Genomic DNA, 15,161 nt, shown 5'->3' on the forward strand with positions numbered 1-15,161 from the left:
ATGAACCGAATTCTTTGGATAGCACGTAACTCCCTTGCACTTAAGGTAATTCTCTCCACTGTCATTCTTTCACTTGGTGTTGTTTGGATTACAGGTTCTGCCCTGAATTCAAGGCTTTCTAGCGGTATTAGGGAAGTAAATCTAAATTCAGCGATAGTTGAGGCACGTTCTACTATTTTTACAGCTGATTATCGTTTCTTACTTGCACAAGGCGAAGACGATGCGGTCGTTCAAAAAGTTGTGGACGATGTAATTAGTTCTGCTACCACTATCACCTTAAATGAAAATACACGTGAAGTTGTTTTTCTTCGAAGCCCAAATAATACCAAGGATATTAATTACGAGATCGCTTCAAATTTTTTAGACCCAATCTCTATTCCTAAGTCTCTCAGTGAGCGAGTTCGCAAATCTGAAGACACCGTTTGGCAGTACACAACTATGCGTTATTCACAGGGCGCAAGCGTCCCAGGACTAGCTATTGGACAGAAAGTTCAAATTCCAAATGCAGGTCAGTACGAGATGTATATTGTTTTTTCTCTTGCAAATGAAGTCCAAACATTAAATTTAATTGATACCTATATGTTGATTGCAGGATTTATTTTACTTATCTTAATCACAATGATCACATGGGTTGTGCTGCGGCAAGTAGTAAAACCCGTTCGCGAAGCGGCTCGAATCGCAACAGAATTTACTTTAGGTGATTTTAGGCAGCGCATGAAGGTAACTTCACAGGATGAGATTTCAAGACTTGGTCATGCATTCAATGAGATGGCTCAATCACTTGAGCAGCAAATCGCACGCCTAGAGAACCTCTCGCGAGTTCAACAACGTTTTGTTTCCGATGTTTCACACGAATTGCGAACTCCTTTAACCACACTGCGTATGGCATCAGAAGTTATCTCCGACTCTAGGGAAAGCTTTGATCCAATCGTGGCTCGGAGTACGGAATTACTCGTGGCGCAGCTAGATCGCTTTGAGCGACTACTGGAAGACTTGCTCGAAGTATCACGTTTTGACGCCGAGGTAGCAGTCCTAGAGGCAGTTGATTTTGATATTGTGCAATTGGTCAATCGCTGCGCTGAAGACTTGGCATTGGTTGCCAAAGAGCGAAAAACTCAAATATATGTGAAGTCCGCTGAGCCCACAATCATGATTAAGGCTGATATTCGTAGGGTGGAGCGCATTTTGCGCAACCTATTTGCCAACGCAATCGATCACGCAGAAGAGGTGCAGATTGATGTGAGCATTGAAGCTAGTGAGCGTGATGTCGCAATTGGTGTTCGAGATTACGGAGTCGGTCTTGACGAAGCTGCTTTGACTAGAGTCTTTGATCGCTTTTGGCGGGCAGATCCATCAAGAGCTCGCACACGGGGCGGAACAGGTCTTGGGCTTTCAATCGCCCTTGAAGATGCTCGTTTACACAATGGCGAACTTGAGGTGTGGGGACGTCCAGGACGTGGTGCGCACTTTGTAGTTACCTTGCCGAGAAAAACTTGGGATTCAATTGATCAACGATTAATTTCGCTACAACCGGAAGATTACAAAGCTTAATTTCCACATATTTGAATAAGGAAAATCCAGCGAATAATTTTATGAGGATTATGCCCCCATGCATATTTTCTCCGAATTATCACAACTAGTATTTCCAACCAGGTGCTTTGGATGCAATATCTTGGGGTTAGAGATTTGTACTAATTGTCGCCGTGAATGGATTCCCCACTATTACAAGGCTCATACTGCTTCGCTCAATGTTCATTCGGCATTAACATATACATCAACGGCATCTAGCATCATTCTTGCTTCAAAAGAAAATGGCATACAAGGGGCTGATGATTTGTTAGTAGCTGCAATTATTCATGTTTTGAATAAGGCTCGATTAGACCAAGGATATTTCACATTGGTTCCGGTCCCATCTAGTAGGCAGTCACAAAGACGACGTGGCCGAAGTTTCATAGTTGATTTAACTAAGACAATCTCGCAAAACACCGGAATCAGATTCAACGATTGCCTTGAGGTTTCACGTCGAGTGTCAGATCAAAGTGGCCTGACTAGGGTGGAACGCATCACAAATATGCGCGGGGCTTTTTCTTTGAAATCCGGAGCAATACTTCGGGGTGATGCGATTCTTATAGATGATGTCGTCACGACTGGTGCAACCTTGGAGGAGGCGGCTAGGGCCCTGAATTCGCAGGGTTTTCATGCCTTTGGCTCAGTTTGTGCGGTTACCGCCTGCGTGGCTCAACCTCTACGATAAGGGGGTGAAAAGGCGTCCAAAGGGAGCCGTGATGAGAGGTAAGAATCAATGCCAGCATTTGTAGACAAGATTTTGCGTGCAGGCGAAGGACGAATCCTTCGCGATCTGACCAAGGTCGTTGCCTTAGTAAATGCTCAAGAAGCTCGCTTTGTTGCGATGTCTGATTCTGACCTGCGTAATCAAACAGTACTTTTCAAAGAACGCCTAGCCAAAGGCGAAACTCTTGATGACCTACTACCTGAAGCATTTGCAGTAGTTCGCGAAGCAGCAAAACGCACACTTGGACAGCGTCATTACGATGTGCAGATAATGGGTGGAGCGGCCCTTCACAGAGGCAATATTGCAGAAATGCGCACCGGTGAAGGAAAGACCTTAGTTTCAACTTTGCCTTCATATCTGAACGCTCTTGCAGGTCACGGAGTCCACGTTGTTACAACCAATGATTATTTGGCAGAACGCGATAGTGAGTGGATGGGTCGTGTTCACCGTTTTCTTGGTCTAAAGGTTGATGTAATTCTTGCAAATATGACACCAGCAGAGCGTCGCAAGGCATACCTAGCTGACATTACTTACGGAACTAACAATGAATTTGGATTTGATTATCTCCGCGATAACATGGCTACCTCCCTTGAAGAGTGCGTTCAACGTGAACACTTCTTTGCAGTGGTGGATGAAGTTGACTCAATTTTGATTGATGAAGCTCGTACGCCTTTGATCATTAGCGGACCAGCCGATAAGCCAACTAAGTGGTACGTAGAGTTTGCCAACCTTGTGCAGAAATTGCAGCGAGATGTTCACTACGAAGTGGATGAGAAGAAAAAGACTTGTGGAATCATTGAAGAAGGCATAACTAAGGTAGAACAGATCTTAGGTATTGATAATCTCTATAAAGATGAGACTGCAGAATTAGATAATCAAGAGATTGCTAATACAACACTCATTGGATACCTCAACAACGCAATCCGCGCTAAGGAACTCTTCAAGCGTGATCGAGATTATGTCGTTATGAATGGCGAGCTATTAATTGTTGATGAGCACACTGGCCGCATGCTGTCCGGTAGACGCTATAGCGAAGGTCTCCACCAGGCCCTTGAAGCAAAAGAACGAATCACAATCCAAAATGAAAACCAGACGCTTGCGACAATCACATTGCAGAACTATTTCCGTTTGTATTCAAAGCTTTCTGGTATGACTGGTACGGCCGTAACAGAGGCTTCTGAGTTCCAGCAGATTTACAAGCTCGGGGTAGTTCCTATTCCTACAAACCGCGATATGCAACGTATTGATTCTCCGGATTTGGTGTACAAAACTGAAGTTGGAAAATTTGTTGCAGTAACAGCAGACATCGTTGAGCGTCATCGCAAAGGACAGCCAGTATTGGTCGGTACTGTCAGCGTTGAAAAATCTGAAGAACTTTCTTCCTTCTTGCTCAAATCCGGAGTTCCACATGAAGTTCTTAACGCTAAGCATCACGAACGAGAAGCAGCAATTATTGCGCGCGCAGGAGTTCGTGGAGCAGTAACTGTTGCGACCAACATGGCTGGCCGAGGAACAGACATCATGCTTGGTGGAAATCCTGAGTTCATGGCTGATTTCGAATTACAACGTCGTGGAATTTCTCCTGTTGATAATGCAGAAGAGTATGAAGAAGAATGGCCAGCAGAGATTGCACGTCAAAAAGCTGCAGTTGAAAAGGGTCATGAAGAGGTAGTCGCTCTAGGTGGCTTGTATGTTCTCGGCACCGAGCGTCACGAATCTCGTCGTATTGATAATCAGTTACGCGGTCGCTCAGGACGTCAAGGCGATCCAGGTGAATCACGTTTCTACCTATCATTGCAAGATGACTTAATGCGCCGTTTCAATTCAGCATTAGTAGAGCGCTTCTTAACAGCAGCAGGACTTCCAGAAGATGCACCCATTGAATCAAAGATGGTCTCAAATGCAATTCGCTCGGCGCAAACACAGGTTGAAGCACAGAACTTTGAGATGCGTAAAAATGTCTTGAAGTACGACGATGTGATGAATCGCCAACGCACCGTTATTTATGGTGAGCGACGCGACGTGCTAGAAGGCGCAGACATTAAAGACCAACTGGCTGGTTTCATGTCAGAAACATTGTCAGCCTATGTAGATGCAGCAACTTCCAATGGTTACGCAGAAGATTGGGATTTGGAAAAGCTTTTTGCTGCGGTAGGTGCGATTTATCCAATCTCATTTACTATCGAACAACTAATCGCTGAAGTTGGATCACTGCAGGGATTAGATGAAGAGTTCCTGAAGGCTCGCTTTGTGAAGGATTGTGAAGCGGCATATGCAAAACGTGAAGCGGATATTAAGGCTCAACGAGCTAAATTCACCTCAGATACCTTGTCAGCGTATGTAGATGCAGCAACCGCAGAAGGTAATGCAAAAGACTGGGACTTAGAGGGGCTGATTACGGCAGTGGGCGCAGTTAATTTAATGCCGTTAACTATCGAGGAATTAGTCGCGGTGGTTGAATCACTGCCGGAATTAAATGCAGAGACTCTTAAGGTCCGTCTCGTGGAATTTGAGGCTGCCAAATTTGCCGATCAAGCCATGCGAGAAGCCGAGCGCCATGTACTGCTATTTGTGCTTGATCGTAGATGGCGTGAACACCTATACGAGATGGATTACCTGCAAGAGGGTATTGGTCTACGTGCAATGGCACAGCGCGATCCACTTGTTGAATATCAAAAAGAAGGCTTTGATCTTTTCGCCGCGATGATGGATGCAATCAAAGAAGAGATCGCTAGATTACTTTTTACCATTCCGATCATCGCTGAGAGCGCAGACAAGCAAATCGTTGTTCCTGGACTTGAGGTCAAGAAAGTTCCTACAACAGGTTTGCAATACACATCACCAGATGAGTCAGGTCCTCGCACAACAGGGGAAGTATCTCGGAATGCTCCTTGCCCATGTGGATCAGGCAAGAAGTACAAGCGTTGTCATGGTGGAGCTGCTTAACTCAAAGAAGAGTAAGTGCTGTACACAACCAACGTTTGTCTAGCCCCTCAAATCTGATTGCTACAACACGCATTCGATCTCCATACCGAACCGTTATTGCTGACTCGCAGATTCCATCTAGCGGTTGCGTGAGTTTAATCTTTCTAATCCTTCCCAGCACTTTTTGCTGACCAGCTGTTCGTTGGATCTCTGCAAAAATAAGGTGATGACACATAGCCTGCACTTGTGAGGCAGATCGGCGTCCAGCCCAAATTTCAAGGACGTTGTGCATGAACTGTGACATTAACTCTGTGATGTCAGGTAAGTCTTCAGCTGAGGTTGGTTCTGGCGCAAACTCTGGGTCAAAATCTTCCCCAAATGTCGAAGGGGCTAAGTAGAGTCTTGATTTCTTGAGAGGCAAATCAGTTAATTCTGGGCGAAACATTTCAAGTACTAGATGCTGCCAATCTTCATCAGGGTCACTTGAAATGGGGATTAAGTCAACGGTTGTAAAGGATGGTTGCTGCTTGTATTCGATTTCTGTAGTCATGGACTGACTCTTTCTTTACTTTCAGGCGCGCACCTCAGGCGTAAGAGTGATTCTTTCTCGTACTTAAGTATCACTGTGGATAATGTGAAGGGAATAGTCGCCAATCAGACTTGGGTACGGCTATGAAATTAAAAAAGAAAACCAACTCAACACGTCTGCCATTAGCAATTACTCTTATTGCCGCCTCTTTCGTCTCAGCTTTTCTCATTGCTACTTTTTCGAATAAGGGTGCTGACTATTGGGTTGTTAATCTCCCAATTTCGCCAGGTCACCAAATCACCTGGACTGACGTTTCAATCGCACACATGAATCTAGATGCAAGTGCACCGTTCTATCTGAGCAAAGAAAGTGAACCTATTGGAATGGTTGCCACAAGAATTATCAACCCGGGAGAAATTCTTGGAATCAGTGATGTGACTTCTGAAATCAATGCGATGTCAACAAGTGCTGTTCCCATTAGTGTTCGCTCAGTTGATTTTGCTGCAGGTCTATTTGTTGGCGAATTCATTGATATTTACTGGGTCCTAGACACACAAAATGGTGATAGTTCATTGGATCCAATATTAATTCTCGGGGGAGTGACTCTTTTAAGCATTGATGATGGGGGTAACAATTTCGGAAGTGATATTGGATTATCTGTAGCCGTTGAAGAAACACAAGTACTACGGCTCTTAAGTGCAACGACGCTAGGACGATTAGTAGTAATCCGTTCTCATGTCTGAGCTCGAGCTTCCGACAGTTATAACCGCCATTGCCTCCTCGGAAACGGAGAGCTTTGTAGCGGGAACTCTATTTACCCAAGGTTGGAGTGTGATCTTTCGAGCAATTGATTGGGACACGCTAGAGCGTTTTGTTAATGGCAACCAAGAAATCGTTCAAGGTGCCCTTCTCTTGTTCGCGTCTGATCTACCTGGCATTTCAAGGAATAAAGTAGATGATTTGGCAAGGAAGTTTCGTCAAACAATTGGATTTTCAATAGGCCAGCAGAGCGATGATTTTCGAGATCTGCATGAAGTTCCTGAATCACACACTGATTTAGTCTCTCTCGTACGTGGCTTTGTGCGTGCTCCTTTACTTCGGGGAAGTAACTCTCCCCAACGTTCTCTTAGAAAAGCCCGGGTGATTGCAGTTGGCTCAGCTGGTAGTTACACCGGGTGCACCATGTTGAGCATGAATTTGGCTATGGAGTTGAGCATTCTTGAGAAATCAACATTATTGATCGAGGGTAACTATCGTGCTCCTTCTATCGCTGCTTACCTTGCCATGCGAAACATCAATAGTGATTCAGAATGGAAGAACATCGCGCCCAATCTAGCGTTGGTGGAAATAGATCAGGAGAATGCTGGGAAAATAGATGATTTTATGGATCGCGCGGCAAGAGAATTTGAATACATCGTAATTGATCTTGGTTCAATTTCCGGATTATCAAATCGTCTCACTGACCGTCGATGGACTTCGACTATGACAACCTGGTGCTGTGATCAGGCGGATGAATTAATGATTGTCTCCAGAGCTGATCAGTTAGGAGCACATCGCTTGAATCAAGTTATTGAACTATTACACAGTACTTCTGTTCGAGCGAGCCTGAGTTTTGTAATGAACATGAAATCTCCTGGAAAACGAGGCGAGAATGAGCAAGCTAAATTCTTGACTAGCACAACAGCCCTAAAGCCAATCAGAGTCAGAAGCATCTCCAAGGATTCGCGCGCGATTGCCGCTGCCGAAGATGAGCATGCGACCTTAGTTGAGATTAATGTGCGCTCGAATGTGCGTAAATCAATCGCTGAATTGGCCCGAGAACTAGAAAGTTAGAATCTATTAGTATTGCCCAATGCGTGCCTATCTACCCATCAGTCACAAGGATCTTGAAGCTTTTATCTCCAGCAAAAGCCTCGAGGTTGATGAGTTGTATGCACCAACAATTCACTTTGAGGTAGAAAACCCAGATTGTGACGAAGAAGAGCTCGAGTACTTACTCTCGATTGCTGCTGGGCAAGAAGCTTTGGAACTAAGGCTCTCAGAGAAAGCCCCAGGGATTGTCGTTGCTTTTGAAATCGAAAAGGAACAAATCGCAGAGCACTACGCTCAATCAATTACCCTCGTATCTTCCTTGCGATGGGATCAAGTTCAATGCGCATTACTTGCCTTTCACGGCGATGATGAATTGGTGTGGTTTGCGACCCAAGAAATCGAACTTCATATGGGTGAGTGGAAGTAACAATGTTTCAGCTAGATAACTTGCTCGGCGGGCGAACCACAGTCACGATTAATCAATCACATCGCTTACGTGAACTTGTCGCAGATTGGCAGTTACTATCCGATCTCTCATTTGCGGACTTGATTCTATGGGTTCCAATTCGCAAAGATATTAAGTTGTGGCCAACGGGTCACATAGCAGTTGCGCATATTCGCCCAACAACTTCTTCCACTGTTTTTATCAACGATGTAATTGGTAATGAAGTTACCTGGGGATCAAGCCCAAATATTGATGAGGCACTTTCAACTGGTGACATTGTGCGCAACACAGAGCCGGAGAGAATTGGCGATGTATTAGTCAAGGAAGAGACCATCCCCGTGTTCTTTGAAGGTCAAGTTATTGCCGTTGTTTCGCGCCATCGAAATGCCGAACACATGCGTTCGCCGGGAAAGCTTGAATTAAATTACCGTGAGATCGCAAATCATTTGTATCAAATGGTGGCTGAAGGCAATTTCCCCTATCAATCTGCAGGGTCACTATTTGAACCAGTCCCACGTGTAGGGGACGGACTTATTCGTCTTGATGTAAATGGAACTATTTCTTTTGCAAGCCCTAATGCAAAGTCAGCATTTTCACGCATGGGATTGCGTGGTGAGTTAGAGGGCCGCAATCTTGGTGAGGTGGCAGAGCAAGTTGTAATCGCCTCACCCAATCCTCATGAAGAAGGAGTGCGCACGAGATTAAATGGCAAAACTCTGCGTAGGGTAGAAATTGATAATCAAGGCGCAACAATTGATCTTCTAGTACTGCCGCTTATTCAAGGCAAAGATCGAATTGGGGCAATAGTTCTACTGCAAAATGTGACAGAACTGCGCCGACGAGATCGGGAGCTTGTTACTAAAGATGCAACTATTCGCGAAATTCATCACCGTGTAAAGAACAACCTACAAACTGTCTCGGCTCTGCTTCGGTTGCAGTCGCGTCGCATAGATGATCCTGCCGCGGCAGCTGCTCTTGATGAAGCGGTCCGGCGCATCGCCTCAATCGCACTTGTCCATGAAACCCTTTCAAATAGCACTGAAAATACAGTGGCCTTTGATGAGGTGCTCACATCACTTGTTACACATGCGCTAGAGCTAAGCCCTCGTATGGGCCAGTTGAGTATCGAACGTGTAGGACAACTTGGATCACTCGAGTCTAGGATTGCAACACCGTTGTCCTTAGTTGTAACTGAATTGATCCATAACGCCCTAGAACATGGTTTGTTTGAATCCGGAACGCGATTAACTATTGAACTGCAGCGCTATAGCAATGAAGGTCTGATTACTATCTCTGATGATGGCGTGGGATTGCCAGATGGATTTGATTTATTAACTTCACCAAATCTAGGACTTCAGATTGTTCGCACGCTTATTGAGAATGAGTTAAAGGGTGAATTGAAGTTGGAATCAACACATCAAGGCACTCACGCGAAACTGCGCTTTCCGCTTTAAATTTGGTTTTGCTGCTCCATAAGACGGGCACGATTACGTGCAGCACGACGCTTAAGAGCGCGACGTTCATCTTCTGATAGACCGCCCCACACCCCAGCATCTTGACCACTCTCAAGGGCCCAAGCCAGACATGGCTCCTTCACGATGCAGCGGTTACAAACCTTTTTTGCCTCTTCAATTTGAGTTAGGGCTGGACCTGTATTTCCAACAGGGAAGAAAAGCTCCGGATCCTCGTCACGGCAGGCTGATTGATGTCGCCAATCCATTGCTTGTCTCCTTAGGGAAGTACAACTTTTGAAAAAGTTATCCGGTGTTAATACACGCAGTTGTGCGTGCAAGGAGTCAATTGTCCATCCTGAAGGGTTGTTATACAAGGATGTAAGCAAAGAGATTTCTCTGTCGAGGGTGATTTATATCAAGTGTGCCCCCGACAGGAATCGAACCTGTGCACCTGCCTCCGGAGGGCAGTGCTCTATCCCCTGAGCTACGGGGGCTCGTGGGTGTGAGCCTAAGGTTATCAGCGGGTGCGAATAACTCTGCATACTGCAAGAATTCACGCATGAGATCAACGGCTTACTTTGCAACAGGATGTTTTTGGGGAGCAGAACGTCGCTTCTGGCAGATGGATGGAGTCATTGAAACAAGTGTTGGATATATGGGGGGAGTTCGCCCTCACCCATCCTATGAACAGGTTTGCACCGGCGTCACAGGTCATGCCGAAATGGTGAAAGTGGTTTTTGACCCAACAGTTGTTTCATACCAACGATTGCTAGAAGAGTTTTGGACGATGCACGATCCAACATCCCTGAACCAACAGGGTGGGGACATCGGAACCCAATATCGAAGTGCGATCTTCACAGAAGATGATCAGCAGATGAAAACTGCGCTCGCTTCACAATCTGCATACCAAGCAGTTTTGACCGCTGCAGGTTTGGGTCAGATCTGCACAGAAATTCTTAGCGCAGATGGCATTAAGTACTACGAAGCTGAGGAATACCACCAAAAGTATTTACAGAAAAACCCAAACGGATATGACTGTCATTCAAGCACAGGAGTTGCTTACCCGGTTTAACTAAAGGGAAAAGGTTGGGTACTCATCTGTTACAAGAAGTAGTGCATAGCCAGCAACCCGGTTCCAAAAAGCAATCACGCCAACGATTCCTTCTGCACAAAATTCTGGAAAATTGCCAGTGAAGAGAATGCTGAACCAGGCAAAGAGAGTTAAGAAAGCTGCATAAACGATATAGACAATTCCAACGATGTATAAAGGAATTGCTAAGAACCACTTGATTAGTGGCAACCAACGATTGAGTGCTTTGGCATCAACTTCTGGAAAAGTTACGCTGACAACATCGTTTTCTTCAATTGATGGATACTCATCTGTGAGCAGGAGTAGGTAGGCATCCACACGCGTCTGCAAGGAGAGCAGGGCCTCGTTAAAGGCTAGGAGGTAGCTTGGGTAGACCTGACGAAAGATGATCGCTAAGGCCACGGGAAGTGCAAAGAATCCTGCGTATAAAGAATTCAGATCTCCATCGTCGAGACCAGCAACAGATGGGGTAAAGGAGGCGATGAAAATGTAGATCGGGACAATCAGGATTAGCCGAAACAGTGCCGTTACACGATTGCGTTCGGTCAGTGTTACATCAATCTGGGTTTCAATTTGGTTGCTCATACTCTCCAATGTACTCCTAATTTAGGCGTGAAATTGCTTTTTACAGGTTCCTTGCCATACTTTTGCAGTAATTGCAGAAAATTTTGCAGTAAATACCTATAGGGGAGGTGAATACGTGGCAGGAATTAAGGAAGTTGCAGAAGAAGCAGGAGTTTCAACTGCAACAGTCTCACGAGCTTTGCGCGGCCTCCATCACGTGAATCAACAGACCCGAGAGAAGATTATTGCTGCTGCGGAAAAGCTGAACTATCCATTGATCTCAGATCGTCAAAATGTTGTTGGCGGTCGAACAAATGCAGTTGGCGTTGTGGCTCCATACATTTCACGCTGGTATTTCTCGCAGGTAATTAGTGGAGCAGAGCAAGCCCTTCGTGAGGCTGGCTTAGATTTATTGCTCTATAACTTTTCGCAAATGAAGGGTCGCGAACGACTTTTCCAGCATCACTTGTTAAAGGGTCGAGTCGATGCACTGATTGTGATTTCATTGCCACCAACGGAAGAAGAGTTTGATTCAATGCTTAGCCTTGGTATTCCTATTGCCTTGGTAGGAATGGATCACGCAAAGTGTGCATCAATCAAAATTGATGATGTAGCTGCAGCTAGAACCGCTACACAGCACCTAGTTAATCAAGGTCATAAGAAGATTGGCTTAATGTCAGGCCGACCAGATGACCCATTTAATTTCAGCGTTCCACAGGATCGCCGTAAAGGTTTCATGCAAGCTTTGGCAGAAAGCGGGCTGGAGTGGCTGCCTTCCCGCGAAGTGCACGGAGACTTCACCATGCACACCGCATCACGCGCGATGGATGACTTACTTGCGCGCCCAAATAGACCAACTGCAATTTTTTGTGAGTCAGATGAAATGGCTATTGGAGCCATGCAAGCCCTTAGACGTCATGGATTAAAAGCACCAGATGACATTTCAATCATTGGATTTGATGGGCATGAAATGGCTGAGTTTTCAGAGCTCACAACTATTGAACAGCCAGTCACGCTCATGGGTGAAATGGCTGCGTGGTCAATTATGGAACGCTTACGTAAGCCTGCGATTGATCCACCTTCCTTGGTGCTTCCAACGACACTTGTTGTGCGCAATTCAACGAGGCGATTAACTCCCGAAGAACAAGCACTCTGAGGTAGCCTTGCTGGCATGAGCGATCAAGAGATCTCCATACCAACTCTGAAAGAACTGCGCACGCACCACAGTGCAAAATGGCGCGGATTCCCTGATGATGTCTTGCCATTGCCAGTTGCTGAAATGGATTTTCCTGTCGCAGAACCCATAAGAGCAGTATTGGCTGAAATGGTCGCAAACTCTGACCTAGGTTATTTAGATTCAATTCCAGAACTCGGTTTAGGTTTTAAGAAATTTGCTGCAGAGCGCTGGCATTGGAACGTTGATGAAAAACAAGTTCGCGTAGCAACTGATGTTGGCGTGGCTGTTGTGGAAATTCTACGTGTGTTTACAAAACCAGGAGACTCGATACTGATCAGTTCCCCGGTTTACCATAACTTTTATACTTGGATTAATGAAACACAGTTAAATCTTGTTGACGCTCCCTTTGAACGCACCGGAGATGAAGAAACAAACCCTTGGGTGATTAATTGGGATGCACTGGAAAGTGCTTATTCATCTGGAATAAAGGTTCACCTTTTATGTAGCCCACATAATCCACTTGGCTTTATCTATACCAAGCAAGATTTACTACGGATTGTTGCCTTGGCGAAGAAAAACAATGTGCTTGTCATAAGCGATGAAATCCATGCCCCACTAACTTATCCTGGCGAGAGCTTCGTACCAATGTTAACTTTGGGAAGCGATGCCGAATCAGTTTCAATCTGTGTTACGGCTGCTTCCAAGGGTTGGAATATTGCAGGATTAAAGTGCGCAATCATTGTTTCGCAAAACGAACAGATGGATTCCAAGCTAGGTAGTTTGGCACCGGCCATGCATTACCGCGCATCACTACTGGGTGGCTTTGCAACTGCAGTGGCATTTGCTGACGGTGGTGTTTGGCTAGACACAGTAATCGCTCAGCTTGACCACAATCGTCATTTAATTAAAAAACTATTGGCTGAAAAACTTCCAACAGTTCGCTATCACATCCCACAAAATAGTTATCTTGCATGGTTAGACCTTGAGTCGCTCAATCTTGGTGAAAACCCAACCGCAACATTGCTGGAAAAAAGTCGAGTGGCGTTTAATTCAGGACACACCTTTGGTAAGCAATGTGACCAATATGTGCGCCTAAATTTTGCAACAAGTCCAGAAATCATCACCGAAGCAATTGATCGGATTGCTCGGTCACAATAAATGAGCATCAAGAAATACGATGTCACTATTATTGGTGGTGGCCATAATGGACTTGTAGCAGCTACCTATTTAGCCAAAGCAGGAAAGTCAGTGGTAATTCTTGAGGCTAACCCTGAAATAGGTGGTGCAACCCAAAGCGTTAAGGCATTTCCTGACTTTGATGCCCACCTATCTAGGTACTCGTATCTGATTTCCTTGTTGCCAGACAAAATTGTTGCAGATCTTGGTCTTTCATTCACATGTGTTTCACGTGAAGTTTCTAGCTATACCCCTTATGGTGGTAAAGGTTTATATGTATCTAGGAAATGGGATGAAAAGACTGCAGCTTCATTTAATGAACTAGATCCAACAGGCCAAGAAGGCCAAGCCTGGCAAGATTTTTATGCCGAAGTTGCTGAATTTGCACAAAGGATTGCACCAACACTTCTTGAGCCACTCAAGACTCGAAGTGAGTTAAAAAATGAGATTAATCTGCCGGAGATCTGGGAGTACTTAATTGAAAACCCAATAGGCGATGAAATCAATAAACGATTTGATAATGATGTGGTTAAGGGAGTTGTTTTAACCGATGCGCTCATCGGTACGTTTGCATCTGCTTTTGATATCCAAGCAAATATTTGTTTCCTCTACCACTTGATGGGTAATGGCACGGGTGAATGGAAAGTACCTGTTGGCGGAATGGGCGCTCTAGTCAAAGAGCTAATTCGAGTCGCCACTGAATCAGGTGTTGAGATTAAAGTGAATTCAAAAGTGAATTCAGTAATCAGCAATGATTTTGGTGTGACGGTAGAGACAGTTTCAGGAGATAAGTATGAATCTGATTATCTCTTATCAAATGCTGCGCCCCAGGTATTAGCAAAACTTCGTGGGAAACCACAACCAGAATCTCTAGATGGTTCACAGATGAAGATAAATATCTTGTTAAAGCGCTTACCTAAATTGAAATCGGGAATAGATCCACGACTTGCATTTGCTGGTACCTTCCATGCCAATGAGAGTTTTTCTCAGCTCGAGCAAACCTTTAAGGATGCTCAAGCAGGTTTGATGCCGGCGAATATGCCGATAGAAATGTATTGCCACACTTTGTCTGATCCATCAATTTTGGGCACAGATTTACAGGAAGCGGGATATCACACGCTCACTCTTTTTGGCCTACACACCCCAGCTTCTCTGTTCGATGCCGATAACGAGGCAGCACGAGAAGTCGCCCTTGCTTCTGCACTTTCATCAGTTAATGAGTACTTGGCAGAACCAATTCAAGATGTGATTGCTGCAATGGAAGTTAAGACTCCACTAGATATCGAAGAAGCTATTGCTTTGCCGAGGGGCAATATTTTCCATAAAGACCTGTCTATGCCATTTCGAGAAGACGCAACAGAGCCTTCGTGGGGAGTTGAAACAAATGACCCACGAATCTTCATTTGTGGCGCAGGGGCTATGCGTGGCGGGGGAGTAAGCGGAATTCCTGGACATAATGCGGCGATGGCGGTGCTTAGTAACAATTAGACTTATTGCATGAGTCTTCACCCTGAAACATCTGCGATCACAGCAGGTCGTCCCGATGCTGCTCCAGATGCTTCCCTCAATCCGCCTTTAATTTTTTCTTCCACTTATCACGCCGGCGGTCCAGTGGGATATGGACGTTATGGCAATGAAAGTTGGAGCGCTCTAGAAGCGGCAATTGGAGAGTTAGAGGGCGGAGCAACTCTTTCAT

Annotated in this window: 14 protein-coding genes, 1 tRNA gene and 1 pseudogene; 12 read left to right on the forward strand and 4 right to left on the reverse strand. The window is 45.2% G+C overall.

Annotation, left to right across the window (positions count from 1 at the left end; translation table 11 throughout):
- The 3 genes from mtrB (at position 1) to secA (ending at position 5,239) form a co-directional block, all read left to right on the forward strand.
- Entirely contained in the window at positions 1-1,551 is a 1,551-nt protein-coding gene (mtrB, locus tag AC9UH7_RS01300) for an MtrAB system histidine kinase MtrB (RefSeq protein WP_509594036.1), read from the forward strand.
- Positions 1,552-1,672: 121 nt separating this feature from the next.
- A complete protein-coding gene (locus AC9UH7_RS01305) occupies positions 1,673-2,254 on the forward strand; it encodes a ComF family protein (RefSeq protein ID WP_509594039.1) in 582 nt (193 codons plus the stop codon).
- Positions 2,255-2,302: 48 nt separating this feature from the next.
- Positions 2,303-5,239 (forward strand): preprotein translocase subunit SecA, encoded by a 2,937-nt coding sequence (gene secA / locus AC9UH7_RS01310; RefSeq protein ID WP_509594041.1) that lies wholly within the window; start codon positions 2,303-2,305, stop codon positions 5,237-5,239.
- A gap of 1 nt (position 5,240) precedes the next feature.
- On the opposite strand, the gene AC9UH7_RS01315 is transcribed toward secA, so the two are convergent.
- Positions 5,241-5,768 carry an Rv3235 family protein gene (locus tag AC9UH7_RS01315; RefSeq protein ID WP_509594044.1) on the reverse strand — a complete coding sequence of 176 codons (528 nt, stop codon included), beginning with the start codon at positions 5,766-5,768 and terminating at the stop codon, positions 5,241-5,243.
- Between the two features lie 122 nt (positions 5,769-5,890).
- On the opposite strand from AC9UH7_RS01315, the gene AC9UH7_RS01320 reads away from it, so the two are divergent.
- The 4 genes from AC9UH7_RS01320 to AC9UH7_RS01335 are packed head-to-tail and all read left to right on the forward strand — an operon-like array spanning position 5,891 to position 9,458.
- A complete protein-coding gene (locus tag AC9UH7_RS01320; RefSeq protein WP_509594047.1) occupies positions 5,891-6,490 on the forward strand; it encodes a CpaB family protein in 600 nt (199 codons plus the stop codon).
- Positions 6,483-7,580, forward strand: coding sequence for a CpaE/TadZ family protein (locus tag AC9UH7_RS01325; protein WP_509594050.1), 1,098 nt, complete (start codon positions 6,483-6,485; stop codon positions 7,578-7,580). The genes AC9UH7_RS01320 and AC9UH7_RS01325 overlap by 8 nt, the downstream gene beginning before the upstream one ends.
- A gap of 19 nt (positions 7,581-7,599) precedes the next feature.
- A complete protein-coding gene (locus tag AC9UH7_RS01330; protein WP_509594053.1) occupies positions 7,600-7,986 on the forward strand; it encodes a DUF6912 family protein in 387 nt (128 codons plus the stop codon).
- Between the two features lie 2 nt (positions 7,987-7,988).
- Positions 7,989-9,458, forward strand: coding sequence for a sensor histidine kinase (locus AC9UH7_RS01335; protein ID WP_509594055.1), 1,470 nt, complete (start codon positions 7,989-7,991; stop codon positions 9,456-9,458).
- Here AC9UH7_RS01335 and AC9UH7_RS01340 read toward each other — a convergent pair.
- Both AC9UH7_RS01340 and AC9UH7_RS01345 read right to left on the reverse strand, forming a co-directional pair.
- Positions 9,455-9,724, reverse strand: coding sequence for a WhiB family transcriptional regulator (locus AC9UH7_RS01340; protein ID WP_506626810.1), 270 nt, complete (start codon positions 9,722-9,724; stop codon positions 9,455-9,457). The two genes, AC9UH7_RS01335 and AC9UH7_RS01340, sit on opposite strands and share 4 nt — an antisense overlap.
- A 156-nt stretch (positions 9,725-9,880) precedes the next feature.
- Positions 9,881-9,952: transfer RNA gene (locus AC9UH7_RS01345), tRNA-Arg, on the reverse strand.
- Positions 9,953-10,017: 65 nt separating this feature from the next.
- Between AC9UH7_RS01345 and msrA the strand changes: the two genes are divergently transcribed.
- Positions 10,018-10,530 carry a peptide-methionine (S)-S-oxide reductase MsrA gene (msrA, locus tag AC9UH7_RS01350; RefSeq protein ID WP_509594058.1) on the forward strand — a complete coding sequence of 171 codons (513 nt, stop codon included), beginning with the start codon at positions 10,018-10,020 and terminating at the stop codon, positions 10,528-10,530.
- Here msrA and AC9UH7_RS01355 read toward each other — a convergent pair whose 3' ends face one another.
- Positions 10,531-11,133 (reverse strand): DUF4389 domain-containing protein, encoded by a 603-nt coding sequence (locus tag AC9UH7_RS01355; RefSeq protein ID WP_509594061.1) that lies wholly within the window; start codon positions 11,131-11,133, stop codon positions 10,531-10,533.
- Between the two features lie 115 nt (positions 11,134-11,248).
- On the opposite strand from AC9UH7_RS01355, the gene AC9UH7_RS01360 reads away from it, so the two are divergent.
- From AC9UH7_RS01360 to AC9UH7_RS01375, 4 genes and pseudogenes are all read left to right on the forward strand, one after another.
- Positions 11,249-12,268: a LacI family DNA-binding transcriptional regulator gene (locus AC9UH7_RS01360; RefSeq protein WP_509594064.1), complete on the forward strand. Its 1,020-nt coding sequence runs from the start codon at positions 11,249-11,251 to the stop codon at positions 12,266-12,268.
- A gap of 15 nt (positions 12,269-12,283) precedes the next feature.
- Positions 12,284-13,447, forward strand: coding sequence for a MalY/PatB family protein (locus AC9UH7_RS01365; RefSeq protein ID WP_509594066.1), 1,164 nt, complete (start codon positions 12,284-12,286; stop codon positions 13,445-13,447).
- A complete protein-coding gene (locus AC9UH7_RS01370; RefSeq protein WP_509594069.1) occupies positions 13,448-14,953 on the forward strand; it encodes a phytoene desaturase family protein in 1,506 nt (501 codons plus the stop codon).
- 9 nt (positions 14,954-14,962) lie between these two features.
- A pseudogene (locus AC9UH7_RS01375) lies at positions 14,963-15,161 on the forward strand (cystathionine gamma-synthase); the annotation flags it as partial.

The organism is Candidatus Planktophila sp. (assembly GCF_044348745.1).
GTDB lineage: Bacteria > Actinomycetota > Actinomycetes > Nanopelagicales > Nanopelagicaceae > Planktophila.

Excerpts from the sequence above, each read along its gene's own strand:
- AC9UH7_RS01365 (WP_509594066.1), top strand. The coding sequence starts at position 12,284 with ATGAGCGATCAAGAGATCTCCATACCAACTCTGAAAGAACTGCGCACG.
- AC9UH7_RS01330 (WP_509594053.1), top strand. The coding sequence starts at position 7,600 with ATGCGTGCCTATCTACCCATCAGTCACAAGGATCTTGAAGCTTTTATC.
- AC9UH7_RS01325 (WP_509594050.1), top strand. The coding sequence starts at position 6,483 with ATGTCTGAGCTCGAGCTTCCGACAGTTATAACCGCCATTGCCTCCTCG.
- AC9UH7_RS01320 (WP_509594047.1), top strand. The coding sequence starts at position 5,891 with ATGAAATTAAAAAAGAAAACCAACTCAACACGTCTGCCATTAGCAATT.
- AC9UH7_RS01335 (WP_509594055.1), top strand. The coding sequence starts at position 7,989 with ATGTTTCAGCTAGATAACTTGCTCGGCGGGCGAACCACAGTCACGATT.
- mtrB (WP_509594036.1), top strand. The coding sequence starts at position 1 with ATGAACCGAATTCTTTGGATAGCACGTAACTCCCTTGCACTTAAGGTA.
- msrA (WP_509594058.1), top strand. The coding sequence starts at position 10,018 with ATGAGATCAACGGCTTACTTTGCAACAGGATGTTTTTGGGGAGCAGAA.
- AC9UH7_RS01315 (WP_509594044.1), bottom strand. The coding sequence starts at position 5,768 with ATGACTACAGAAATCGAATACAAGCAGCAACCATCCTTTACAACCGTT.
- AC9UH7_RS01340 (WP_506626810.1), bottom strand. The coding sequence starts at position 9,724 with ATGGATTGGCGACATCAATCAGCCTGCCGTGACGAGGATCCGGAGCTT.
- AC9UH7_RS01355 (WP_509594061.1), bottom strand. The coding sequence starts at position 11,133 with ATGAGCAACCAAATTGAAACCCAGATTGATGTAACACTGACCGAACGC.
- AC9UH7_RS01370 (WP_509594069.1), top strand. The coding sequence starts at position 13,448 with ATGAGCATCAAGAAATACGATGTCACTATTATTGGTGGTGGCCATAAT.
- secA (WP_509594041.1), top strand. The coding sequence starts at position 2,303 with ATGCCAGCATTTGTAGACAAGATTTTGCGTGCAGGCGAAGGACGAATC.